This is a genomic window from Streptomyces sp. NPDC048481, assembly GCF_043200075.1.
Taxonomy (GTDB): Bacteria; Actinomycetota; Actinomycetes; order Streptomycetales; family Streptomycetaceae; genus Streptomyces.
In genome coordinates, this window is the sequence record NZ_JBICXC010000004.1 from 385,030 (window position 1) to 408,284 (window position 23,255).

General features: G+C 70.7%; 20 protein-coding genes. 3 read left to right on the forward strand and 17 right to left on the reverse strand.

The window, feature by feature from the left end; all coding sequences use genetic code 11:
* Positions 1-6: 6 nt before the first annotated feature.
* The 15 genes from hypF to ACGFSH_RS15870 all read right to left on the reverse strand — a co-directional run bounded on the left by hypF (position 7) and on the right by ACGFSH_RS15870 (position 15,296).
* On the reverse strand, positions 7-2,394 hold the full coding sequence (gene hypF, locus ACGFSH_RS15800) for a carbamoyltransferase HypF (RefSeq protein WP_393348758.1): 2,388 nt from the start codon (positions 2,392-2,394) through the stop codon (positions 7-9).
* Positions 2,391-3,146, reverse strand: coding sequence for a hydrogenase nickel incorporation protein HypB (gene hypB, locus ACGFSH_RS15805; protein ID WP_393348760.1), 756 nt, complete (start codon positions 3,144-3,146; stop codon positions 2,391-2,393). Before hypB ends, hypF begins: the two co-directional genes overlap by 4 nt.
* A 3-nt stretch (positions 3,147-3,149) precedes the next feature.
* Positions 3,150-3,551 carry a hydrogenase maturation nickel metallochaperone HypA gene (locus tag ACGFSH_RS15810; RefSeq protein ID WP_393348762.1) on the reverse strand — a complete coding sequence of 134 codons (402 nt, stop codon included), beginning with the start codon at positions 3,549-3,551 and terminating at the stop codon, positions 3,150-3,152.
* Positions 3,552-3,696: 145 nt separating this feature from the next.
* Positions 3,697-3,801: a DUF6893 family small protein gene (locus ACGFSH_RS15815; protein ID WP_373559629.1), complete on the reverse strand. Its 105-nt coding sequence runs from the start codon at positions 3,799-3,801 to the stop codon at positions 3,697-3,699.
* A gap of 11 nt (positions 3,802-3,812) precedes the next feature.
* The gene (locus tag ACGFSH_RS15820; RefSeq protein ID WP_393348764.1) at positions 3,813-4,358 is read right to left on the reverse strand and encodes a hydrogenase maturation protease; all 546 of its coding nucleotides are present in this window, start codon (positions 4,356-4,358) and stop codon (positions 3,813-3,815) included.
* Positions 4,355-5,785, reverse strand: coding sequence for a hypothetical protein (locus tag ACGFSH_RS15825; protein WP_393348766.1), 1,431 nt, complete (start codon positions 5,783-5,785; stop codon positions 4,355-4,357). The genes ACGFSH_RS15820 and ACGFSH_RS15825 overlap by 4 nt, the downstream gene beginning before the upstream one ends.
* A complete protein-coding gene (locus ACGFSH_RS15830) occupies positions 5,782-6,468 on the reverse strand; it encodes a DUF6084 family protein (RefSeq protein WP_393348768.1) in 687 nt (228 codons plus the stop codon). The genes ACGFSH_RS15825 and ACGFSH_RS15830 overlap by 4 nt, the downstream gene beginning before the upstream one ends.
* Positions 6,465-7,106, reverse strand: a complete 642-nt coding sequence (locus ACGFSH_RS15835) for a DUF5947 family protein (RefSeq protein WP_393348770.1) — start codon at positions 7,104-7,106, stop codon at positions 6,465-6,467. The genes ACGFSH_RS15830 and ACGFSH_RS15835 overlap by 4 nt, the downstream gene beginning before the upstream one ends.
* Positions 7,103-7,621: a hypothetical protein gene (locus tag ACGFSH_RS15840; protein WP_393348771.1), complete on the reverse strand. Its 519-nt coding sequence runs from the start codon at positions 7,619-7,621 to the stop codon at positions 7,103-7,105. The genes ACGFSH_RS15835 and ACGFSH_RS15840 overlap by 4 nt, the downstream gene beginning before the upstream one ends.
* A complete protein-coding gene (locus tag ACGFSH_RS15845; protein WP_097260870.1) occupies positions 7,618-9,402 on the reverse strand; it encodes a nickel-dependent hydrogenase large subunit in 1,785 nt (594 codons plus the stop codon). The genes ACGFSH_RS15840 and ACGFSH_RS15845 overlap by 4 nt, the downstream gene beginning before the upstream one ends.
* Before the next feature lie 86 nt (positions 9,403-9,488).
* A complete protein-coding gene (locus ACGFSH_RS15850) occupies positions 9,489-10,577 on the reverse strand; it encodes a hydrogenase expression protein HypE (RefSeq protein WP_007380333.1) in 1,089 nt (362 codons plus the stop codon).
* Positions 10,578-10,640: 63 nt separating this feature from the next.
* The gene (locus tag ACGFSH_RS15855; protein WP_393348773.1) at positions 10,641-12,422 is read right to left on the reverse strand and encodes an enoyl-CoA hydratase-related protein; all 1,782 of its coding nucleotides are present in this window, start codon (positions 12,420-12,422) and stop codon (positions 10,641-10,643) included.
* A gap of 194 nt (positions 12,423-12,616) precedes the next feature.
* On the reverse strand, positions 12,617-12,874 hold the full coding sequence (locus ACGFSH_RS15860; protein WP_393348775.1) for a hypothetical protein: 258 nt from the start codon (positions 12,872-12,874) through the stop codon (positions 12,617-12,619).
* A complete protein-coding gene (locus ACGFSH_RS15865) occupies positions 12,861-13,175 on the reverse strand; it encodes a DUF6400 family protein (RefSeq protein ID WP_393348777.1) in 315 nt (104 codons plus the stop codon). Before ACGFSH_RS15865 ends, ACGFSH_RS15860 begins: the two co-directional genes overlap by 14 nt.
* Positions 13,176-13,859: 684 nt before the next feature.
* On the reverse strand, positions 13,860-15,296 hold the full coding sequence (locus ACGFSH_RS15870) for an endo-1,4-beta-xylanase (RefSeq protein ID WP_393348779.1): 1,437 nt from the start codon (positions 15,294-15,296) through the stop codon (positions 13,860-13,862).
* Between the two features lie 584 nt (positions 15,297-15,880).
* Between ACGFSH_RS15870 and ACGFSH_RS15875 the strand changes: the two genes are divergently transcribed.
* On the forward strand, positions 15,881-17,347 hold the full coding sequence (locus ACGFSH_RS15875) for a non-reducing end alpha-L-arabinofuranosidase family hydrolase (RefSeq protein WP_393348781.1): 1,467 nt from the start codon (positions 15,881-15,883) through the stop codon (positions 17,345-17,347).
* Positions 17,348-17,500: 153 nt separating this feature from the next.
* Here the strand turns inward: ACGFSH_RS15875 and ACGFSH_RS15880 are convergent, their stop codons facing one another.
* Positions 17,501-17,998: a pyridoxamine 5'-phosphate oxidase family protein gene (locus ACGFSH_RS15880; RefSeq protein ID WP_393348782.1), complete on the reverse strand. Its 498-nt coding sequence runs from the start codon at positions 17,996-17,998 to the stop codon at positions 17,501-17,503.
* A 225-nt stretch (positions 17,999-18,223) separates the two neighbouring features.
* On the opposite strand from ACGFSH_RS15880, the gene ACGFSH_RS15885 reads away from it, so the two are divergent.
* Positions 18,224-19,222 carry a PaaX family transcriptional regulator C-terminal domain-containing protein gene (locus ACGFSH_RS15885; RefSeq protein ID WP_393348784.1) on the forward strand — a complete coding sequence of 333 codons (999 nt, stop codon included), beginning with the start codon at positions 18,224-18,226 and terminating at the stop codon, positions 19,220-19,222.
* A gap of 149 nt (positions 19,223-19,371) precedes the next feature.
* Here the strand turns inward: ACGFSH_RS15885 and ACGFSH_RS15890 are convergent, their stop codons facing one another.
* Entirely contained in the window at positions 19,372-21,285 is a 1,914-nt protein-coding gene (locus ACGFSH_RS15890) for an ABC transporter ATP-binding protein (RefSeq protein WP_393348786.1), read from the reverse strand.
* A gap of 267 nt (positions 21,286-21,552) precedes the next feature.
* Here ACGFSH_RS15890 and ACGFSH_RS15895 point away from each other — a divergent pair, with 267 nt between their 5' ends.
* Positions 21,553-23,238 (forward strand): ribonuclease J, encoded by a 1,686-nt coding sequence (locus ACGFSH_RS15895; RefSeq protein WP_393348787.1) that lies wholly within the window; start codon positions 21,553-21,555, stop codon positions 23,236-23,238.
* Positions 23,239-23,255: the final 17 nt, after the last annotated feature.

Genomic DNA, 23,255 nt, shown 5'->3' on the forward strand with positions numbered 1-23,255 from the left:
GTCTGCTCAGTCGGTGGGGGTGAGAGTGGGAGTGGCGCGGGCGGCCACCATCAGTTGGCCCAGGGCCAGGCCACCGTCGTTGGGCGGCACCATGTGGTGCCGCAGGACCGTGAAGCCGTCCTCGCGCAGGGTGGCGGCACAGGCCGAGGAGAGCAGCGTGTTGGCGAACACGCCTCCCGTCAGGGCAACCGTGTCCAGCCCGTGCCGCTCTCGAGCCCGCGCGCACATCCGGTGCACCAGGCCGGTCACTCCCCGGTGGAAGCGCGCGGCGACCAGGGCCGGCTCGACACCCACGCGCAGGTCGCCGACGATCGCCGCGAGTACGGGTGCCGGATCGGCCCGTACGGCGCCGTCGCGGTTCTCCTCCGACGCGTGCAGCGCGAAGGCGTACGCGGTGGTGTCGTCGGCGGGTGCGTGCAGAGCCGCCCCCTCCAGTTCGACGGCGGCCTGTGCCTCGTATCCGGCTCGATGGCACACCCCGGCGAGAGAGGACACGGCGTCGAAGAGGCGGCCCATGCTCGACGTGGGCACACAGTTCAGGTCGCGCTCCAACTGCCTTGCCAGTAGGTGGAGTTCGTCGGGCGGGCAGGCGGTCGTACAGGCGAGGTCGTCGGACCAGTCGATCCCGGCCGCCCTCAGATGGGCCAGCGCCATGCGGTACGGCCGGCGCACCGCGGCGTCACCACCGGGCAGCGGAACATACGCGAGATGTCCGAACCGGGTGAAACGGTCGTAGTCCGCGAGCAGGAACTCGCCGCCCCACACGGCGCCGTCGTCGCCGTGGCCGGTGCCGTCGAAGGCGATGCCGATCACCGGCCGGGTGCCGTCCAGTCCGTGCTCCGCCATGGCAGCGGCGATGTGCGCGTGATGGTGCTGCACGCGCACAACGGGCCGGTGCGCCGCGTTCCGGTCGGCCCATCCAGCGGAGCGGTAGCCAGGATGCCGGTCGGAGACCAAGGTCGCGGGGCGCACCCCGGTAATGGACTCCAACTGCGCCACCGCACGCTCGAAGACCCTCTGTGTGCCTGCGTCGTCCATGTCGCCGATGTGCGCCGACAGCCAGGCCTGACGGCCGGCCCCGAGACAGAAGGCGTTCTTCAGGTCTCCGCCGACGGCGAGGGCCGGCCGCACGGGCAGCGGGAGGGAGACCGGCAGCGGGGCGTAGCCGCGTGAGCGGCGGATCACCAACGGCTCCCCGTCGCAGACGCGGACCACGGAGTCGTCGCACGGGACGTGGATCGGCCGGTCGTGCGTGAGCCAGGCGTCGGCCAGGTGCGCCAGTCGCTCCAGCGCCTCGTCGTCGTCGGTGACGATGGGCTCACCGGACAGGTTGCCGCTGGTCATGACGAGCAGCCCGGGGCCGTCCGGGTCGCCGGGCAGACCGAGCAGCAGATGGTGCACGGGCGTGTAGGGCAGCATCACGCCGAGGTCGGGGCTGCCGGGTGCCACGGCCTCGGCGGGCCGGGGATCCCCGTCGGCGTGCGGACTCCGCCTCAGCAGGACGACCGGCCTGGCCCGGTCTTCGAGCAGGCTCCGCTCCGCCGGGCTCAGCCCGGCGAGGTGACGGACGTCGTCCGCGGTCCTGGCCATGACGGCGAACGGCTTGCCCCCGCGCGCCTTGCGCCGACGCAGTAGGGCGACCGCCTCCTGGTTCGTGGCATCGCAGGCCAGGTGGTAGCCGCCCAGGCCCTTCACGGCGAGGATCGCGCCTCGCGTCAGCAGCGCGCGGGCGTCGGTGAGCGGGTCCGCCCCCTCCACGTTCCCGATCCGTGCCTCCTGGGCGAGGACCAGCCGCAGACGGGGCCCGCAGGCCGGGCAGGCGACCGGCTGGGCGTGGAACCGGCGGTCGGCCGGATCCTCGTACTCCCGGGCGCAGTCGGCGCACATCGCGAACCCGGCCATGGTGGTGTTCGCCCGGTCGTACGGCACACCTGTGACGATCGTGAAGCGCGGGCCGCAGTGGGTGCAGTTGACGAACGGGTGCCGGTAGCGCCGGTCCGCCGGGGCGGCCAACTCGGCGAGGCAGTCGGGGCAGGTGGCGGAATCCGGGGAGACCAGGGTGCGGGCCGGTCCACCGTTGCGTGAGGTGCGGATGGTGAACGCGGTGCCGCCGACGGGAGGCATCTCCCGGTGGTGGACGGACTCCACGCGGGCCAGCGGCGGTGCCTGGGCGGCGATCAGGTCGCAGAACCGGGCCACGGCCGAGGCGTTGCCCTCGACCTCCGCTACGACGCCCTCCGGAGTGTTGGTCACGTGTCCGGCCAGGGCGAGTTCAGTGGCCAGGCCGTAGAGGTAGGGCCTGAAGCCCACGCCCTGTACCACTCCCCGGACGGTGACCCGGCGGCGTCGTGGGGTGTCCTCGGCAGCGGTGGTCGGAGCCTGCGGACCGCTCACGAGTGGGTGTGGGCCATGGTGCCGGTGGCCTCCGGGTGCGTGTGCGGGTGGCCGTGCTGATGAGGGCGCCGAGTCATGACCGGTGAGTGGACAGGTGTGCCGTCCATGGCGGCCAGCGCCCGGTCGAGCAGCGCGCCGACTCCCTGCCCCCGGCGTGCCGACGTCATGAGCACCTCGACTCCGGGGTTGACCTGCTGCACATTCGCGCGGAACGCCGCCTCGTCGAACTCGACGGCCTCCGCGATGTCGGTCTTGGTGACCACCACGAGGTGGGCGAGGCCGAAGGCGGTGGGGTACTTGAGTGGCTTGTCCTCGCCCTCCGTCACGGAGGCGAGGGTGACCCTCAGGGTCTCCCCCAGGTCGTAGGAGGCCGGGCAGACCAGGTTGCCGACGTTCTCCACGAACAGCAGCCGGGTGTCGTCGGGCAGCCACCCGTCCAGGTGCCCGGCGAGCATCCCGGCCTCCAGATGGCACAGTCCGTCGGTGAGCACCTGCTTGACGGGGACCCCCGAACGCGCCAGCCGGGCCGCGTCGTTCTCGGTGGCCAGATCGGCGCTCAGCGCCGCGACGGGAACGGCCCGCTCCCGTGCCCGCAGCAGTTCGCGTTCCAGCAGCGCGGTCTTGCCGCTGCCCGGACTGGACAGCAGGTTGACGAGCGCGATGCCTCGAGCCGCGAGCTGCGCGCGCAGTTCGTGGGCGCTCGCGTCGTTCTTCGCGAGTACGGCCTGCCGCAGGTCGACGACACGACACATGGTTCAGCGCTCCTCGGAGATCGGTTCGCGGGTGAGCGTGTGCGCGGGGCCGAGCCCGTCCTCCCAGTGCACGTCGACGATCTGCAGTTCCCGGCCCGCGAGCAGGTCGGTCTGCGTACCGCCGCACGCGGGGCAGGTCAGCCGGGGCGGCATACCGACGGCCCATTCGTGTGCGCAGGGGGTGCAGCGGGCCCGCCCGGGCACCGCCTCGGTGATCAGTTCGGCGCCTTCCAGCAGGGTTCCGGCGCAGGCCAGTTCGAAGGAGAAGGCGAGTGCGTCGGGTACGACACCGGCCAGTTCGCCCACCTGGAGCCGTACCGATCGCACCGCCGTGACGTCCTTGGCCCGTGCGGCGGCCTCTTCCACCTGGTCGACGACGGCCAGCGCGATCGACATCTCGTGCATGGTTGCCGTCCTTCCGTCCGCGGCTGCCTCCGGTCGGCCTTCATTAGAGGCGGGCGCGGCCGGGTCGCACGGTCCGGCACGCCGTGGCCGGCCGGCGGGTACGCCGTTCGACGCAACCGCGCGGCACACCGGTGGCGGCCACGATTCACATCCGTCTGATGCGCAGGTAGCGCCTCAGGTCGGGAAGTACCTCATAGACGACAGCGACCATGGCGGCGACGGCCGCTCCGCCGATGACGATCTTCTTCATCCCGTCTCTCCTCATGTCGGAGCCTCAGCGGTTGAGGCCTGCGCCACGGACGGCTCGCCGTCCCGCAGCAGCTCTTCGATCAGCCGGACGGCCTCGGGTACGGCATCGGACACGGGCGGGCTGAGACCGATGCCCTCGTCCACCGAGACCGGTTCGCATCCCACGACCAGGACGCGGCGTGGTGGCTCGCCGCCGGTCCCGGCGCACAGGGTGCCCAGCAGCGCCAGGACGGCGTCGGGGGTCATCCGGTGGCCGTCCAGCGTGGGGGCGGCGGGGGAAGGGCTCCCTCCGCCGACGTCGTGCTCGATCACGTACAGCGTGCCGGGGGCTTCGCCGCGTGCCGTGGCGTCCACGAGAACGAGGGTGTCGTAGCCGTCCAGCAGCTGATAGGCGAGGTGCACCCCGCGCACCCCGATGTCCACTACCTCGACGTGTCCGGGCAGGTCGTGCTCGGCGAGCCGGCGGGCGGTCTCCACGCCGAAGCCGTCGTCTCCGAGGAAGACGTTGCCGATGCCCGCCACGAGCGTCCTCGGACCAGGCGGTGGGGGAAGGTTCATACGTCGTCCTCCAGCGGTGTGACCTCGTCGGGCTGGAAGTACAGGAACCGTCCCTGCTCGCGGCGGACGTCGGCGCCCGGGTCGCCCTCCACGGTGACCGCCAGGTGCACCCCGCCGTCCACGTCGTGCAGCACCGCTTCGACCTTCGCGGTGCGGCCTCGCAGGAAGATGTCCTGCGCATCGGTGCGCCGCAGGCCCGGTTGCAGCTCGACGCGGCTGCCCTGGCCCACCGAACGGCCGTCCACGACCACCCGGTCCTGCGCCGGGTCGAAGCCCGCGTCGCTCGCGGGGTCCCACCAGGGGGTGTCCGGCCGCATCACCCCGTATTCGTCGGGGAAGCCGCCGTCCGGGGCGGCGGGGCCGGGACCGGTCACCTCGCGCAGGCTCCGCACCGCCCCGTGCAGCCGCTCCAGAACCTCGGGCGGCATCGAGTCCGCCAGTTCGATCACGGCGGCCGCCCGCTCGTCGGTGCCCCGGGCCTCGCGTTTCTCCTCGTCGGTGAGGGCCGCGGTGCGGAGCGCGAGGATCTCGTCGATCTCGAGGGCGTCGTAGAGCGCGCCCGGGCTCTCCGGCGCGATGGCCGGATGGTCCTCCAGGATGATCGGCGAGGACAGCACGAGGTCGGCGCGGCCGGGTTCGCCGGCGAGCACGGGCCAGGTGTGCAGGTTGCGGCAGGCGGCGACCGCGCCCTGCGCCCACTCGGGGGGATCGGTCATCGACAGGAACGATCCGGCGCTGAGGGCCATGAGGAGGTGGCTGGCCACCAGGGAGTGCGGCAGCGCCGCCTCCCGGTCCGCGCCGCGGCCCTCGGGCGGTGTCCAGTCGCTCGTGTTCTCGACGACGGCGGTCAGCCGCAACACCCGGTAGGGGCCGTCGAGTTCGCGGGCGGACAGCCGGACCCTCCCGCTGATCTCCTCGCAGCGCCGGACCAGCCGGCCGACGACGCGGCCGGCCTCGTCCAGGACCGGCTCGGTGTCCTCGCGGGCGGGGAGCCGGAAGGGGCACGTGACGCCGTCGCCGAGGAGTTCGTCGACCGACGCGACCACCTCGACGCGTTCCTGGCTTCCCTCGTCCCAGGGCACCAACACCCGCTCGTCGAGGCGGAGTTCGGGAACCGTGTCGTAGCCGCCGTCCGGGCGGGCCTGCTGCACCGCGCGCCGTCGGGCGTGCAGGAAGCGCACCTCGACCGAGAGGGTCGCCCCCGCCTTCGGTTCCATCAGGCATTCGGTGTGCTGGAAGTCGTGCTCCTCGCACTCGGCGCCCCAGCCGGGCGGCACGAGCACGCCGAACTGCCAGCGCAGCCGGTTCTTGGCCGCCGAGGCGCGGTACGGGTAGAGCACATAGCCCTCGAACAGGACGGCGTCGGCCACCTGCCGGGCGAGGGCGAGGCGCTCCTCGGTCTCGGGGGCGAACGCGGTCACGGTCACGGATCGGTCCTTCCGGTGGTGGCGGTGAGGGCGCGCAGCGGGTCGTGCGCGGGCGGATCGGCCCCCTCCTCCAGCAGCGCCGCGACGGTCGCCTCCCAGGAGGGCAGGGCGTGCCGGGAGCGGTAGGCGAGGAGGGCGTCCATGGTGTCGCGGGGCAGCCGGATCCAGCCGCAGCCGGGGAAGTGCTGCTCGACCATCTCCCGCCAGGCGGTGACGGGCATCCGGAAGGCCGCCTCGCGGTCCCACGGGACGGGCTCCACCTGGAAGCCGCCGGTTCCGGTGAACGCCGTACCGGAGAAGAGCATCAGCAGGGGGACCTCGCCGTCGGAGAGGGCGGTGAGGTAGCGGGTGGCGGCGATGTCCATGTCGTAGGTGCAGGGCACGACCAGGTCGGTCTCGATCTCTCCGGTGAAGCTCGGGACCATGACCGAGACCTGGGCGAACTGCACCGGCTGGAGCGTGCTGCCCCAGCGTGAGCGCTCGCCGAAGAGGTCCGCGAGACCGTCGGTCTCGGCGGGCTCGTAGCCGCGGCGGGCGGGTTCGATGCGGATCTGGCAGCGCAACGCGAGGGCGTGCACACGCGCGTTGTCGGCGGCGGTGACGCGCAGCCGGAAGACGAGGGTCGGTCCGGCGGCGTACTGGTCGGCGCGGACGCCGGTGCAGGCGAAAGAGAACGCGGTCACGGATGACCCACCTCGCCCACGGGCCGGACGCGTCGCGCGACGTCCGCGAAGAAGGCGTCCAGCGCGGCCCGGGCTTCGGCACCACCGTCGAAGCCCTGCCACAACAGGCGCATACGGCCGACGAGTTCGTAACAGATGTCGATCGGTACGAGGTGGCACTCGAACCGGCCGTCGGTGCGGCGCAGCAGCAGCGCCTCCACGTCGGGTTCGAGCAGTTCGGCGAGGCGGCTGCCACCGAGGACGTCCGTCCAGGTGGCCGGTTCGAGTTCGCTCTCGGTGGCTCCGGCCGGGCTCGGGTAGAGGGCGACCAGCCGGTCGAGCGCCGCGTTGCGGAAGAGGAAGGCGACGCCGACCGGGATCTGCAGCGCGTCCCACGCGCTCTCGTCGAGGCGGTGTCCGGGGTCGGTCAGGTAGCGCGCCGGGACCGTGCGGAAGCGGCCCGCGGCGGCGCCCGGCTGCTCCATCAGCAGCGCGCACGGAGGGCAGGCGCAGACGAGGGCGCGCTTCTCGGTGTCGACGAGATGACGGTGGCCCGCCTCCACCGCCACGGCGCACAGCTCGCACCGCTCGGGCTGCGGAGGCCTCTCGGTGAGGAACCTCCGCAGGCCGGGCGTGCGTGTCGCCGGGGACGCCGTCATCGGGCCCCCGTCGGTGCGGTGCCGATCTGGAGGAGCGTCGGCCCCGCCGGGGCGGTCTGCAGGTCGACCGCTCTGACTTCCGGTGCGAAGCAGGCGAGTGCTGCCTCCGCGGCCTCCCGGGCACCCGTGCCGGGGCCGCAACCGCAGCCGCCGGCCTCTCGGGCCCGCACGGTCAGGGTGCCGCTCTCCTCGTCGAAGCCCACCACCTCCAGGGTGTGGTCCCGGACCCCGTCGAGGGCGCGGGCGATGCGGGCGTCGCGGTCCTCGGGGTGCAGGTCGTGCAGGACGAGCAGGCTCGCGACCAGGTCGTCGCCCAGGAGGCGTGCGGCTGCTTCGCCGGGAGCGCCGGACAGCAGGTGGAGGATGCGGGCGAGGCCGGCGCCGTAGAAGTCCATGAGGGACCGGACGAGTTCCTCCGCCGCCGCCGTGGCGGCAGGGTCGCCGCTCTCGGCCAGCCTGTCGAGGATTTCCTCGACGCGGCGCCCGGTCTGCTCCGCGGAGCTGACCGCGCTCATCCGCCCAGTCCGCTCAGGCCGGTGGGCACGTGCATGGACTTCACCGTCTTGCCGCCGCCGACGTACATGTGGACACCACAGGGCAGACAGGGGTCGAAGCTGCGGACGGCGCGCATGATGTCGATGCCCTTGAAGTTCTCCGGGGTGTTCTCCTCGAAGATGGGCGTGTTCTGCACGGCGTCCTCGTAGGGGCCGGGCGTGCCGTAGGTGTCCCGGACGCTGGCGTTCCAAGGGGTCGGCGGGTACGGGTGGTAGTTGGCGATCTTGCCGTCCCGGATCACCATGTGGTGGGAGAGGACGCCGCGGACCGCCTCGGTGAAGCCGACACCGATGCTCTCGTCCGGAACCTCGAACTTCTCCCAGGTCTGGGTGCGTCCGGCACGGACCTCCGCCAGTCCCTTCTCCGCGCAGTGCAGGGCGACGGCGGCGGCGTACGCCTGGAAGTAGGTGCGGGCGCGGTTGCGCTCCAGCGCGTTGGACCATTTCGGGATCTTCCACTCGAAGGTGGTCTCCGGCTTGGTCATAGTGCGGGGCAGGTTGATGACCACGCTGTGGCCGGTGGCCTTGACGTACCCGATGTCGACGAGGCCGGACAGGGCGGTCGACCACAGGCGGGCGATGGGGCCACCACCGGTGTCCAGGGCGAGGTGGTCCTTGCCGTCGAACCAGCGCGGGGACATGACCCAGCTGTACTTGTCGTCGAAGTTCCGCTTCTGCGGGGTGGGGATGGTGTGCTGGTTCCACGGGTGGCGCGGGTCCACGGGGTTGCCGAGCGGGTCGTGGGTGACGAACTGCTCCTGGCCCTGCCAGTCCTCGTAGTAAGAGCTGCCCAGCAGGATGCGGATGCCGAGGTTGATCTCGGTGAGGTCGTTGGTGACGAGCTTGCCGTCGACGACGATGCCGGGCGTGACGAACATGCGCCGGCCCCAGTCCGTCATGTTGGCGTAGGTGAAGTCGCAGTACTCGGGGTCGTTGAGCGCGCCCCAGCAGCCGAGCAGGACACGTCGGCGGCCCACTTCCTCGTACCCGGGCAGCGCCTCGTAGAAGAAGTCGAACAGGTCGTCGTGGAGGGGGACGACGCGCTTCATGAACTCCACGTAGCGCATCAGCCGGCTGAGGTAGTCCGTGAAGAGCTGCACGGAGGCGATGGTGCCGACGCCGCCCGGGTAGAGCGTGGAGGGGTGCACATGGCGGCCCTCCATCAGGCAGAACATCTCGCGCGTGTAGCGGCTGACCTGGAGGGCCTCGCGGTAGAACTCGCCCTCAAGGGGGTTCAGCGAGCGCATGATGTCGGCGATCGTGCGGTAGCCGTGCTCCGCGGCGTGCGGGGCCTCGGTGCGCTCGGCGAGTTCGAGGACGCCGGGGTTGGTCTCCTTGACCATCTTCTCGCAGTAGTCGACCCCGACCAGGTTCTCCTGGAAGATGTTGTGGTCGAACATGTACTCCGCGGACTCGCCGAGGTTGATGATCCACTCGCCGAGGTGCGGGGGCTTCACGCCGTACGCCATGTTCTGCGCGTACACCGAACAGGTGGCGTGGTTGTCACCGCAGATGCCGCAGATGCGGCTGGTGATGAAGTGGGCGTCGCGGGGGTCCTTGCCGCGCATGAAGACGCTGTAGCCCCGGAAGACCGACGAGGTGCTGTAGCACTCGGCGACTCGCTTCTGCTTGAAGTCGATCTTCGTGTGGATGCCGAGGCTGCCCACGATCCGGGTGATCGGGTCCCAGGCCATCTCCACCAGGCCGCTGCCGTCGCCGGCCGCCTTCGTCGTCGGTGCCATCTGTGTGCCGTGCCCTTCGTTGCGCGGGAGGTTCAGGTGGGGGGTGCATGCACGAGAACGGGGAGCGGATCATCTGCGGCGGACGCTCACCACGGGGGTCGGTATCCGGTGGTGATCCTGTCTCCGGTACGGCGCCACTTGGGCTCCTTGTCCACTGTCTTGGCCGTGATCGACCGCAGCTTGCGGACCACGGCGCCGTACGCGCCGCTGGCGTTGCTCGATACCTTGGCGCCGGGGGGTTCGTCCATGAACGGCATGAACTTGTCGGGGAAGCCGGGCATGGTGCAGGCGATGCAGATGCCACCGACGTTGGGGCAGCCGCCGATCCCGTTCATCCAGCCGCGCTTGGGCACGTTGCACTTGACGACCGGGCCCCAGCAGCCGAGCTTGACCAAGCACGTCGGCGAGTCGTACGACAGGGCGAACTGGCCCTGCTCGTAGTAGCCCGCACGGTCGCAGCCCTCGTGCACGGTGGCCCCGAACAGCCAGGTGGGGCGCAGCTTGTCGTCCAGCGGGATCATCGGGGCGGCGCCGGTCGCCTGGTAGAGCAGGTAGGTGAGGGTCTCGGAGAAGTTGTCGGGCTGGATCGGACAGCCGGGGACGCACACGATGGGGATGCCCGCGTGGGACTTCCAGTCCCAGCCGAGGTAGTCGGGCACGCCCATCGCGCCGGTCGGGTTGCCCGCCATGGCGTGGATGCCGCCGTAGGTGGCGCAGGTGCCGATGGCGACGACCGCCAGGGCCTTCGGGGCGAGCCGGTCGATCCACTCGCTGGTGGTGATCGGCTGGCCGGTCTCCGGATTGTCGCCGAAGCCGCACCAATAACCCTCGGGCTTGATCGCCTCGTTGGGGATGGAGCCCTCGACGACCAGGACGAACGGGTCGATCTCGCCCCGCTCCCCCTTGAAGAACCACTCGATGAACGTGTCCGAGCCGCCGACCGGACCACACTCGAAGTCGATGAGCGGCCAGTGGACGGCGATCTTCGGAAGGCCCGGCAGCACACCGAGCACGATCTCCTCGATGCTGGGCTGCATGGCCGCCGTCAACGCGACCGAGTCGCCGTCGCAGCTCAGGCCCGCGTTGATCCAGAGAATGTGGATCGTGGGTGCCTCGTCGGCGGGCGCGCCGCTCGCGTCCGCAGCGCCGACCGTGTCCGGCGTCGCCTCAGTCATGGGACCGCCTCCTGGGGAGGTAAGGGATGAATGCCCAGATTTCGACCATCGCGTTTCTTCGTATCAGCCGTTCGGCCGTGACGAGACGGTATGCAGGGCCATTCCGGTGACATCCGCGGCGGAGGGGGTCGGACCTGTTTGCGCAAACCGGGCGGGACCGAGGTGCGGCGGGGTGCACGCCGGCCGCTTTTTGCGGACGAAGGAACGACGCAGCGAGTGGTACGGGGCGTCCGGGGCGTCGAAGGTCCGGCGCATGCGGGCGAGCTCCTGCTCACGGAAGCCGGCCAGCGGTGTCACGCTCTCCAGCCGGTCCAGCTCCGTCTTCTTCGCGGTGATCCGTGCCGCCGTCGCCGGCAGTGACGCCAACCGGGTCGCCAGGCCGCCGACCTCCCCCGCGAACGCGTCCGGACCGCAGTCGACCACCCGGTCGACGAGGCCGAGGCGCACGGCGGCCGCCGAGCTCACCGGGAGAGCCTCACCCATGAGTCGTTCCGCCGTCGCCGGACCCACCCTGCGGGGCAGGATGTGCGTCCAGTACTCCGAGCCGTACAGGCCCATCAGGCGGTAGTGAGGGTTCAGTACGGCGCCCGAGCGGCACCACACCTCGTCGGCCGCCAGCGCGAGCATCACCCCGCCCGCCGCGGCGTTGCCCGCGACCGCCGCGACCACCAGTCGGTCCGTCGTCGTCAGGACCGCCTCGACCAGATCGTCGATGGCGTTGACGTTCGCCCAGGACTCGGCGGCGGGGTCGTCCGCGGCCTCGATGACGTTGAGATGGATCCCGTTCGAGAAGAAGCCCCGTTCGCCGCCCAGCACCAGTACGGACGTGGGCCGCTCGCACGCTTCCCGGTAGGCGTCCAGCAGACGACGGCACTGCTCCGTGCTCATCGCGCCGCCGGGGAAGGAGAACGAGAGGAACCCGACGTTCCCGTCCTCCCGGTAGCGGATGTCCGTCCAGGTACGGTGCGGCACCTCGGGCGATAGGGGCAGGGCATGATCGGGCAGGGGCGGCAGCCGGTCGCCCAGTGCCATCACGGCAGGCAGCTTGTACGTGGGCGGCTGCCCGGGCACGCGCCGGGGCCGCAGCTCGGGGATCCACACGGCGCCGTCCTTGGTCGCCCGGCACACCGCCCCCGCACTGGTGGCCAGCAGCTCGCCCGGGCGGCCACGCAGCACGCTCTCGGGATGACCGCCGTGCAGATACCACTCACGGCCGAGCAGGACGTCCAGCACACCGGGCTGCGAGTCCGCCGCTCTCAGCTTGCGCAGGACGTCCTGCGTGGAGTCCTCGGCCCAGTCGATGCGCCGGACGCTCTGGTCGAGGTAGGGGCGGGGGCGGAGACGGGCGTCAGCCGTAGGAGCCGCGTCCTGCTTGCGTGGGACGTGGGTTCCCTCGGCGAAGCGCTCCACCGCGAGCATGACGGCCTCGAGCGCGGCGTCGGCGATCTCGCCCCGGTACAGCTCGCTCTTGGGAACCGGAGGGACCCGGCACGGCACACAGGCCCACACGTCACCGGCATCCATCTCCCCGTCGGCCTGCAGGACGGTGACGCCCCACTGGTCGACGCCTTCGTGAATCGCCCAGTCCAGGGAGGAGGGTCCACGGTCGCCCACGGGCCCCGGATGGACGATGAGGCAGGTGTGCGCTGTCCATACCTCCTCGGGAATCGCCGTCTTCAGCATCGGCGCCACGACGAGCTGTGGTGCGTGCCGCCGCACGGTTTCGGGCAACGAGCCGCCGGGCAGGGCGAGTTCCACCGCCACGGTGTGGCCACGGTCGCGCAGTTCGGCGAAGACACGCTGGGTGAGGCTGTTGAACGCACTGGCCAGGAGCAGGATGTGCACCGCTGCCTCCGAGACGGACGAACGGCAGGCAGGGACGCCCGCCGGACGCGATCCTCGGGCAAGGCGGCCTGCCGCTCCCGACGACAGGCGGTGGGATCATCCGAATGCGGGCGCCGATCCGCCGTCCGGCCTCACTGGCCACGACCGACGGCGGCACCGACGGTCCGGCTCACCGAGCGGACCGCGGTAAATGCTCACATTCGTCGCAGGCCGCTGGTCATGCGCTCCCACCGGGAGCGGGTGGCACCGAAGTGGGTCTCGTGTGCCCAGATGTGGGTGCAGGACCGGCACTGCAGGTGAAGCAGGCTGCCGACGTGGGAAAGCAGGTAGCGCCAGTGCTCGGAACAGGTGCGCCCCTGCTCGCAGGTGGCGCACCCGCGACGGTCGTCGCAGTTCGGGCAGGCCACCCAGGCGCGCCGCCCGATGTCCGCGTGTGGGTCAAGCGGCAGCATCGCTGCCCCCTCTCCGAGGCAGCACGCCGGCCGAGACCAGCTCGTCGTACACGCGCTGTTGCTGCGCGCTGAGGCCGGAATACAGCAGCTCATACGCCGCTTCCTCGCCGCGCAGCACGGCGACGGGGTCCCAGTCGGGGCCTAGAGCGTCCAGGACATGAGCGCGCCGGAGCACTTCATGTGAGCTCAGGTCGACGTCCAGGTCGACCGTCGGGAGCGGGTCGGGTCGTTCCGTCGCGGGCCTGCTTTCCGCGGCGGTTTCGTCCGGTTCGCCTGGAAGGGCGCGGCCATGGGAGGACATGCGACCGAACGTAGGCAAGCGCTTCTCGCCCCGGCAAGAGCAGGTGGGAGAAGTCACAGCAGGCCCGCCCCAGGGGAACGTCCGGTGCGACCCGTACATGCCAGGTGATGCTGGGCCCATTCCCCGCACAGCACGGATGCACCCCGGGAAGAGGACCGTTGCGGGGGCGGGCCCGATCCTGCCGGAAACACGTCAGCACTTCGCTGAGGCCCTATGCATCGGGCTCGAGGATCAAGATCCGGACCATTCACGGGCCGCTCGCCCCGCCGACGCCGCACCGGGCATCATTCCTCTGGTCATGCCAGATGCGGGGCGGCACCACCATCAGACCAAGAACCTCCTCGTCTCCTACAGTCCGAAGAAGCTCGGGTTCTTCTAGAGCCTGGTCCTTCAGGAGCTCCGAGTCGGGCCGCCCGGCGATGCCGTGTCGCCGGGCGGCCCGACCACCGGACTGCCCGACCGCCGGACTGCCCGACCCCGGGCCGGCCGGTCCGGTGGTCGGGCTGCTCGTGGTGGGGGGTGCGCCGGGCCGCTGCGTCGGGCGGCGGCCCGGGACCGCCCGGTGGGCGTTCGCACGGTGGCGGGGGGGGGGGGGGAACCGCACTTCAGGTCGTCCAGGTCGTCCGGCTCGTCCCCGTCGTCATCGGGTCGGCCTTCGGTCCGCCCTCGCCGTGGCAGGGCGTATCAGGTGCGGGTCCAGCGTTGGTTGCTGCTGTTGGTGCAGGAGTAGAGCTGGACGAGGGTGCCGTTGGCTGTGCCGCTGGAGACGGCGTCGAGGCACAGGCCGGACTGGACGCCGACGATGGATCCGTCGGAGTTGAGGCGCCACTTCTGGTTGTCGCCGCCCCAGCAGCTGTAGATCTGGGCCTTGGCGCCGTTACCGGTTCCGCCGGCGTCGAGGCACTTGTCGCCGTAGACCCTGAGTTCGCCGGCGGAGGTGTACGTCCACTGCTGGTTGGTGCCGCTGTGGCAGTCCCAGAGCTGGAGCTGTGTGCCGTCGGCCGTGCCAGCGCCGGGCACGTCGAGGCAGCGGCCGGAGCCGACGCCCTTGATCGTGCCGCCACCCGTGGGGGGCGTGGTGGTGGTGCCGCCGTTGAGCGCGTCGAGGACGGCGGTGTAGGCGGGCTTCTTGGCGCCGCTGCCGTTGAACAGCAGCGGTGTCTGGTCCGATCGCCAGGAGTCGGAGTCGCGCACACCCCAGACGGTGATGCCGAGACAGCGCGACACCGCCAGGCAGTCCTTGGTCACGTTGGCGTAGGTCGAGGCCGGCGCGCCCTGGATGTCGAGTTCGGTGATGGCCACGTCGACGCCGAGGGCGGCGAAGTTCTGCAGGGTGGTGCGGAAGTTGCTGTTGTACGGGCTGCCGCTGTTGAAGTGCGACTGGAAGCCGACGCAGTCGATCGGCACACCGCGCTGCTTGAAGTCCCGGACCATGGAGTACATGGCCTGGGTCTTCGCCCAGGTCCAGTCCTCGACGTTGTAGTCGTTGTAGCAGAGCTTGGCGGCCGGGTCGGCGGCGCGCGCGGTGCGGAAGGCGACCTCGATCCAGTCGTTGCCGGTGCGCTGCAGGTTGGAGTCGCGCCGGGAGCCCGAACCGCCGTCGGCGAAGGCCTCGTTCACGACGTCCCACTGGGCGATCTTGCCCTTGTAGTGGGCCATGACGCCGTTGATGTGGTCGATCATCGCCTGGCGCAGCGTGCCGCCGCTGAGGCTCTGCATCCAGCCGGGCTGCTGGGAGTGCCAGGCCAGGGTGTGCCCGCGGACCCGCTTGCCGTTCTGCACCGCCCAGTTGTAGACGCGGTCGCCGCCGGAGAAGTTGAACTGGCCCCGCTGCGGTTCCGTGGCGTCGATCTTCATCTCGTTCTCGGGCGTGACCATGTTGAACTCACGGCCCGCGATCGACGTGTAGGCCGAGTCGCCCAGCCTGCCCGAGGCGATGGCGGTGCCGAAGTAACGTCCGCTCTGCGCCGCTGCGGCGCCGAGCGTGCTCTCGGCGGCGTGCGCGCTCGGCGGCGGGACGACCAGTGCGGCGACCGTGGCCAGGACGCAGACGGCCGGCGCCAGCAACAGGCCGCGGATCTTCCGGCGGACGCCGGCTCTGGGAAGGGCGTAGGAGCCCATGTGTGTGCCTCCAAGATAGACATCAGGGAAGGACTGAAGCGCAGCGGCATGCGTCATCCGCTCCCGTGCGGCGGACGGACGGGCCGGGGGGTCGGGCGCGCCGGGCCGCAGCGGTCGGAGGCGACCTACGGGCAACGCGGTTCGCAATATCGAACCGCCGTCGGCCACCCAGAGAGGGATGATTGAGGGATTGACGGTGGATCGTCAATACTCGCCGCAGGGAAAGTTTCCGATGAATTTCCGAATCTTTCGGAATCGCTGACGTCCGGCAGACATCACCCGCTCACCCCGTCCCACGCCAGAGGCCCTTGCAACGAGGGGCTTTGACCCGAATCCGCGAGGGGTGAGGGAAGAGCTGTTTTGGACAGATCAGTGACAGACCTTGACCTGACGGCTCCGCATTCCTAGCTTGTGGCGTTAAAGGTTCGGAGAGGTTTCCGAATGTTTCGGCAGCGGCTTCCTCGTCGGCAGCCCCTCCGTCCTGTGTATCCGCTCCGCGCCTCGGTACAGCCGCTCCGCCCCGGTGCCGCCGCCTCCCCGCGGTTCAGCGGTGTCACCTCCCCCGCCCCCAAGGAGGCCATCTGATGCGCTGTCGCCATCCGTTCCCGGTCCGGGCCAGGCGCTTACTCGCGCTGCTGTCGCCCTTGCTGCTCGTGGCAGCCTTCTTCGGCGCCCAGCCCGCCGAAGCGGCGACCGTCGACCCCGACGCCTCGTATGTGCTGGTCAACCGCAACAGCGGCAAAGCGCTCGACGTGTACAACATGGCCACCGAGGACGGCGCCCGCCTCACCCAGTGGACGCGGAACGACCAGAACCAGCAGCAGTGGCAGTTCGTCGACGCCGGAGGCGGCTACTACCGCATCAAGTCCCGCCTCTCGGGCAAGGTCCTGGACGTCTACAACTTCTCCACCGCCAACGGCGGCTCGATCGTCCAGTGGGCCGATCTGAACGGCGCCAACCAGCAGTGGCGGCTGGCCGACAGTTCGGACGGCTACGTGCGGCTCATCTCGCGCCACAGCAACAAGGCCCTCGAGGTGCAGGGCGGCGCCACCGCCGACAACGCGAACATCGTCCAGTACGACGACTGGGGCGGCGCCAACCAGCAGTGGCAACTCGTCAAGGCCGGCGGCGACAGCCCCGGTGCGTGCGATCTTCCGTCGTCGTACCGCTGGACGTCGACGGGCGCCCTGGCGCAGCCCAAGTCGGGGTGGGTCTCGCTCAAGGACTTCACCGTCGCCCCCTACAACGGCCGGCAACTCGTCTACGCGACGACGCACGACACGGGGACGCGCTGGGGATCGATGAACTTCGGCCTCTTCACCAACTGGTCGGAGATGGGTTCGGCCGGTCAGAACACGATGTCGGCCTCCACCGTCGCGCCCACGCTGTTCTACTTCGCGCCGAAGAACATCTGGGTGCTGACCTACCAGTGGGGCGGGACCGCCTTCTCCTACCGGACGTCGAGCGACCCCGCCAACCCCAACGGCTGGTCGGCCCAGCAGACGCTGTTCTCCGGAACCATCGCCGGCTCCGGAACGGGCCCCATCGACCAGACGCTCATCGGCGACGGGACGAACATGTACCTGTTCTTCGCCGGCGACAACGGCAAGATCTACCGGTCGAGCATGCCGATCGGGAACTTCCCGGGCAGCTTCGGCACGTCCTCGACCGTGGTCATGAGCGACTCGACGAACAACCTGTTCGAGGCCCCGCAGGTCTACAAGCTTCAGGGACAGAACCGCTATCTCATGATGGTCGAGGCGATCGGCTCACAGGGCCGCTACTTCCGCTCGTTCACGGCCACCAGCCTGAACGGTTCGTGGACCCCCCAGGCCGCGAGCGAGAGCAACCCCTTCGCCGGCAAGGCGAACAGCGGCGCGACCTGGACCAACGACATCAGCCACGGCGAGCTGATCCGCGCCGGGGCCGACCAGACCATGACCGTCGACCCCTGCCATCTGCAGTTGCTCTACCAGGGACGCAGCCCCGGCTCCGGCGGGGACTACGGCCTCCTGCCCTACCGTCCGGGTCTGCTGACACTGCAACGCTGACGGCACTGACCGCACTGGCCCCACGACGGCACCGACAGGACGGGGGTGACAGGAACGAGGGAGTGACACGGGGTCCGGTACCGGTGGGGGGGGCCGACGGGGCGGGCTCGGCCGAAGGCCGGGCCCGCCCGGGTCGCGCGGCGGGCGGCGCCGTCAGGACTGCTCCCGTTCGGCCCGTCGCCGCACCAGTTCCTCGACCGCGGAGGGCAGGGTGGTCTCGAAGTCGATGAGTTTCGCCCAGGTCGGGGTGACGACGATCCGGACCATGCCGTCGTAGAGCGAGCGGACCTCGGCCTCCCACGCGACGCGCTGCTCGGGCGTCATCTCGTAACTGCCGTTCATCTGGAGGTACTCCTCCGGGATGCCGTCGACGACGTCCAGCTCGACCCGCCCGCGGATGAGCAGGATCTTCGGCGGATGGGCCTCCGTGTCGATGGTCAGGGCGACCATCGGGTTCCGGCGCAGCGCGTGCAGCTTCGGGGCGTTCTTCGTGGTGCACAGGATGATCTCCGAACCGTTCCAGGTGAACGCGATCGGGATGCTGCGCGGTGTGCCGTCCTTGGCGACGTATGCCAGCCGGGTCAGGTCACGGGCCAGCAGTTCGCGGCTGAGCGGGCGGTTCAGGACCTCGGCGATCTCGTTGGGTCGCATGGTGATCGTTCCTCCGTCGGCGTCGTTCGTACGGCGGCACGTCGGTGGCCGCTCGTGTCCCTGGGACGGAGCCTGCCCGACGTTCTCGACATCCCTCGCGCACGGCATCCGGAAATTCTCGCGGCCCCTGCCGCCGGGCTCCCGGAACGGCCGCGGGCCACGACGTGTCGGCCGGCCGTCGATCCGCTGTTGACCCGTTCCGGTGATCGTCCAGCCGTTAGTGTGATGGACGCCGTTTCGATCGTGTCGGAGCTGACCTTGCCGAACCTGTCCCACCTGGAAGAACTGTTCTCCGACGAGGGCGGCGCCGGTGGTCCGGTGCGCTCCCCCGGCTGGCAGAGCAGCGTGTCACCACAGGGGCTGACGGTGACCCTGATCGCCGACTACACCTTCCCCGCCCGCGCGTGGGTGCCGTCGGCGGCGATCGTGGCGCTGCTCGGCGAGTTCCGGGTGGCCGCCGGCGCGGCCCGTACGACGATCAGCAGGCTGGCGCGTCGTGGGGTGCTGGAGGGCAGCCGGCAGGGGCGGTTCAGCTCATACCGGCTGACGTCGCTGGCCGCCGAGGATCTGTGGAGCGGCGGCAGTTCGATCGCCGCGTTCACCACCCGGCCCGACGCGTGGGACGGCTGGTGGACCCTGATCGCCTTCTCCGTTCCGGAGGCGGAGAGCACACGGCGCCGCGCACTGCGGACGGCGCTGCGGTGGCGGGGTTTCGCGCCGCTCTACGACGCGGTCTGGGTGTCGCCTCACCCCTTGACGCCCAAGGGGCGGACCGAGGTGGCCGACCTGGCGCGAGGAGCGGTGAGCGTGTTCCGCGCGCGGCAGGAGAACCTGGAGACGGAGGCCAACAGAAACCCGGTCGAGGCGTGGGACCTCTCCGGCATCGCCGGGCACTACCGGACGTTCGTCAGCCGGTGGAGCAGTCTGCTTCCCCGCATCGAGGCCGGGGACGTCACCGGGGCCGAAGCGGTGCGCGCACGCACCGAGGTGATGCACGCCTACCGGCACTTCCCCATCCTGGACCCGTTGCTCCCGATCGGGCTGCTGCCGCCCGACTGGCCGCGGTCGCAGGCGCGTGAGGTCTGCGTCGCGGTGTACGACGGCCTGGCCCAGCCCGCCCAGGACCACGTGCGCGCCGTGGCGGGACGGCTCTCGGAGGGACCGCACCCCGACATCAGGGCCCACACGATCGCCGGCATGAGCACGGGCGTCGACGACGGCTGACGACCGCCCCGCCGCCCGCCCCCGGCCGAGGGGGCCGCCCCGATAGCGAGCCGGAGCCGAGGCAAGGGCGGGCGGCACGGCCGCTGCCCGCAACCTCCCGGGACCGGGTGCCCCGGGGGCGGGCGGCTGCGGGGTGGTTCAGGGGGCCGTCACGACGGGCCCGTGCGGGCGGGCGACGACGTCTGCCGGTCGTCGTGCGGGATCCGGGGCGGGGGTCCGGGCAGTGCGCCGGGGCGGGCTTGCGGGGCCGGGGGCCCGGCAGGCTGCGGGGTGCTCTCGCCGAGGAAGCCGCCCGACTGGTGCTGCCACAGTCTGGCGTAGGCCCCGTCGGCGTCGAGCAGTTCCTCGTGCGTGCCCTGTTCGACGACCCGCCCGTGGTCGAGGACGACGAGGCGGTCCATTCCGGCGACCGTGCTCAGCCGGTGGGCGACCACGAGGGCTGTACGGCCGTCCATCAGCCGCCACAGGGCGTCCTGGACGAGGAGTTCGCTCTCCGAGTCCAGCGCGCTGGTCGCCTCGTCGAGCAGCAGGATCGGGGCGTCCCGCAGGATGGCCCTGGCCAGGGCGACGCGCTGGCGCTGGCCGCCGGAGAGTTTCACCCCCCGCTCGCCCACCAGTGTGCCGAAGCCGTCGGGGAGCCGGCCGGCGAACTCCGAGACGTGTGCGGCGGCCGCCGCGGCGTGGATCTCCTCGTCCGTGGCGCCGGGCCGGGCGAAGGCGATGTTGTCGCGCAGGCTGCGGTGGAACATGGCGGGTTCCTGCGGGACGTAGGCGATCAGTGAGCGCAGGTCGCTCTGGCGCAGCCGGCTGATGTCCTGGCCGCCGATCAGGATGCGTCCGCCGTCGATGTCCGACATCCGCAGCAGGAGCCGGGTGAGCGTGGTCTTGCCGCCGCCCGACCTGCCCACCAGGCCGACGCGCGCGCCCGCGGGCACGTCCAGGTCGAGCCCCAGGAAGATCGGTTCGGCACCCGCGTGGGCGAAGGTCACCGCGTCGAAGCGGACGCCGGTGTCCCGCGGCGCGAGGGGTTCGGGTTCGTCCGGGTCGAGCACGGTGGGCGGGTCGAGCAGCAGCTCGGTGAACTGTGCCGCCTCGGTCATCGAGCTTTCCAGCCGCCGGTAGATCTGGTTGAACTCGAACATGATCTGGGTCGCGTTGGAGTAGTAGGTGAACGCGACGACGACCTCCTCCACCCCCTGGCCCGGGCCGCCGAGGACGACGGCGACCAGCAGACCGAGCACGTTGGTCAGCACGGACATGGGAGCGATCAGGGTGTCGACGCGCAGATTGCCGTAGTCCCACGAGGTCAGCGTCAGGCGCCGGGAGTCCGCCACGCGGCGGCGGTGCTCGTCGGCCTCGCGGTCCTCGGCGGCGAACGCGCGGATGGTCTCCATGTTGACGAGGCTGTCGGCGACGTGACCGGAGACCCGGGCGATCGCCGCCTCGCGCTCGTTGACGAGCCTCTGCCGACGGCGGATCAGGGGCGTCGCCGCCAGCACGGTCAGCGCGATCATCGTCAGGAGGCCGACGACGAGCATGGGCTCGTAGCTCCACAGCACGACGGCGCCGAACACCAGCGGGACGAGGCTGCCGACGATCCGGTACGTCACCGTGTCGACGAAGTCCTCGAAGCGCTTGCCGAAGCTCAGCACTCGTTTGGTGAGGGATCCGGCGAAGTTGTCGTGGAAGAAGGCGGCGTCCTTGGCGAGGAGTTCGTCCATGCCGCTCACGTAGAGGTGTTCCATGCCGAGGGCGTCCACGCGGTTCAGGCAGTGCTGCCCGACCCGCCACACGGCTTCGGCGAGCAGCAGCGTCGCACCGAAGCCCAGCACGTAGGGCAGTGCCGTGCCGAGGGTGAGACCGCCCGCGTCGGCGGCCTGACCTGCCAGTTTGGCGATCAGAAGAGGGGCGATGTAGCGGATGCCGATGTTGCCCAGGGCCGGCAGCAGCAGCGCGGGCAGCGCCAGCCGGCGTAGTCGCAGCAGTTCGCGGCCGTAGTGGCGCAGTGCCAGAAGCACCGCGCTCCTGTCCGGCGTCGGTCCTGGCTTTCCTGTGGTGCCCATCACACTCCCGGAGGTCGGAAGTCGGAAGTGTCCCGTTCGCGGGGGCTCCAGGTCCACGCATTTACGGCGGACCGGCGATAACCGGACACCGTCGCGCTCAAGGGGACGCAGTGGACGTATACGGATCGACCAGGAGGGGATCACGCCGGCGCCGGGCGCAGGCGGAGGACCGGGACGCCCGGGTTCCTCCCCCGGCCGGCCGTCGGGCGGGTCGTGGAAGGCGGGGCAATGGATCACTCCGTCCCGCACTCCGGGTAACGTCAGGGTATGAGTCATCCGCACCCCGAACTGAAAGCCGCCCCTCCCCTTCCCGAAGGAGGGCTGCGGGTCATCGCCCTGGGCGGCCTGGGTGAGATCGGCCGCAACATGACCGTCTTCGAGTACGCCGGCAAACTGCTCATCGTCGACTGCGGCGTGCTGTTTCCCGAGGAGACCCAGCCCGGCGTGGACGTGATCCTGCCGGACTTCACCTCGATCCGGGACCGGCTGGACGACATCGTGGGCATCGTCCTCACCCATGGCCACGAGGACCACATCGGTGGCGTGCCGTACCTGCTGCGCGAGCGGCGCGACATCCCCGTGGTCGGTTCCAAGCTGACGCTGGCGTTCCTGGAGGCCAAGCTCAAGGAGCACGGCATCCGCCCCCGCACGGTACGGGTGCGGGAGGGCGACCGGCGGCGCTTCGGCCCCTTCGACTGCGAGTTCGTGGCGGTCAACCACTCCATTCCGGACAGCCTCGCGGTCGCGATCCGCACCGGCGCCGGGATGGTGCTGCACACCGGCGACTTCAAGATGGACCAGTTCCCTCTCGACGACCGCATCACGGACCTGCGCGCCTTCGCCCGGCTGGGCGAGGAGGGCGTGGACCTCTTCCTCACCGACTCGACCAACGCCGAGGTGCCCGGCTTCACCACGTCGGAGCGGGAGCTGAACCCGGCGATCGAGCAGGTGATGCGCACCGCGCCGCGGCGGGTCATCGTCTCCAGTTTCGCCAGCCATGTGCACCGCATCCAGCAGGTGCTGGACGCCGCCCACCAGCACGGCCGCAAGGTCGCCTTCGTGGGCAGGTCGATGGTCCGCAACATGGGCATCGCCCGTGACCTGGGCTATCTCAAGGTTCCGTCCGGCCTGGTGGTGAGCACCAAGGAGCTGGAGAAGCTCCCGGACCACAAGATCACTCTGGTGTGCACCGGGTCCCAGGGCGAGCCGATGGCGGCGCTGTCGCGGATGGCCAACCGCGACCACGTCATCCGCATCGGCAAGGGCGACACGGTCCTGCTCGCCAGCTCCCTCATCCCGGGCAACGAGAACGCCATCTACCGCGTGATCAACGGGCTCACCCGATGGGGCGCCCATGTGGTGCACAAGGGCAACGCCAAGGTGCACGTCTCCGGTCACGCCAGCGCCGGCGAACTCGTCTACTGCTACAACATCGTCAAGCCGCGCAACGTGATGCCGGTGCACGGCGAATGGCGTCATCTGCGGGCCAACGGCGATCTCGCCATCCGTACGGGTGTCGCCCCCGAGCGGGTCGTCATCGCCGAGGACGGCGTCGTCGTCGACCTCGTGGGCGGGAAGGCGTCCATCACCGGCAAGGTCCCCGCCGGCAACGTCTACGTGGACGGCATGGAGGTCGGCGGAGCAACCGAGGCCTCTTTGAAGGACCGTCTCACGCTCGCAGCCGAGGGCGTGGTCACGGTGGTGGCGATCGTCGACGCGGACACCGGCGCGCTCGCCGAGGCCCCCGACTTCCTGGCCCGGGGCTTCGTCCACGACGAGGCCACCTTCGAGCCCGTCATCCCCGTCATCGAGAAGACGCTGGCCACCGCGGCCGAGGAGGGCGTCGGAGACGCACGCCAGCTGGAACAGCTCGTCGCCCGCGCCGTGGCGAACTGGGCGTTCCGCACGTACCGCCGCAAGCCCCTCATCATCCCCGTCATCATCGACGCCTGAGACACGGCCGCACAGCG

Excerpts from the sequence above, each read along its gene's own strand:
- ACGFSH_RS15875 (WP_393348781.1), top strand. The coding sequence starts at position 15,881 with ATGCGCTGTCGCCATCCGTTCCCGGTCCGGGCCAGGCGCTTACTCGCG.
- ACGFSH_RS15820 (WP_393348764.1), bottom strand. The coding sequence starts at position 4,358 with ATGAACCTTCCCCCACCGCCTGGTCCGAGGACGCTCGTGGCGGGCATC.
- ACGFSH_RS15850 (WP_007380333.1), bottom strand. The coding sequence starts at position 10,577 with ATGACTGAGGCGACGCCGGACACGGTCGGCGCTGCGGACGCGAGCGGC.
- ACGFSH_RS15895 (WP_393348787.1), top strand. The coding sequence starts at position 21,553 with ATGAGTCATCCGCACCCCGAACTGAAAGCCGCCCCTCCCCTTCCCGAA.
- ACGFSH_RS15810 (WP_393348762.1), bottom strand. The coding sequence starts at position 3,551 with ATGCACGAGATGTCGATCGCGCTGGCCGTCGTCGACCAGGTGGAAGAG.
- ACGFSH_RS15880 (WP_393348782.1), bottom strand. The coding sequence starts at position 17,998 with ATGCGACCCAACGAGATCGCCGAGGTCCTGAACCGCCCGCTCAGCCGC.
- ACGFSH_RS15885 (WP_393348784.1), top strand. The coding sequence starts at position 18,224 with ATGGACGCCGTTTCGATCGTGTCGGAGCTGACCTTGCCGAACCTGTCC.
- ACGFSH_RS15890 (WP_393348786.1), bottom strand. The coding sequence starts at position 21,285 with ATGGGCACCACAGGAAAGCCAGGACCGACGCCGGACAGGAGCGCGGTG.
- ACGFSH_RS15835 (WP_393348770.1), bottom strand. The coding sequence starts at position 7,106 with ATGACGGCGTCCCCGGCGACACGCACGCCCGGCCTGCGGAGGTTCCTC.
- ACGFSH_RS15840 (WP_393348771.1), bottom strand. The coding sequence starts at position 7,621 with ATGAGCGCGGTCAGCTCCGCGGAGCAGACCGGGCGCCGCGTCGAGGAA.
- ACGFSH_RS15815 (WP_373559629.1), bottom strand. The coding sequence starts at position 3,801 with ATGAAGAAGATCGTCATCGGCGGAGCGGCCGTCGCCGCCATGGTCGCT.
- ACGFSH_RS15845 (WP_097260870.1), bottom strand. The coding sequence starts at position 9,402 with ATGGCACCGACGACGAAGGCGGCCGGCGACGGCAGCGGCCTGGTGGAG.
- ACGFSH_RS15865 (WP_393348777.1), bottom strand. The coding sequence starts at position 13,175 with ATGTCCTCCCATGGCCGCGCCCTTCCAGGCGAACCGGACGAAACCGCC.
- ACGFSH_RS15870 (WP_393348779.1), bottom strand. The coding sequence starts at position 15,296 with ATGGGCTCCTACGCCCTTCCCAGAGCCGGCGTCCGCCGGAAGATCCGC.
- hypB (WP_393348760.1), bottom strand. The coding sequence starts at position 3,146 with ATGTGTCGTGTCGTCGACCTGCGGCAGGCCGTACTCGCGAAGAACGAC.
- ACGFSH_RS15860 (WP_393348775.1), bottom strand. The coding sequence starts at position 12,874 with ATGCTGCCGCTTGACCCACACGCGGACATCGGGCGGCGCGCCTGGGTG.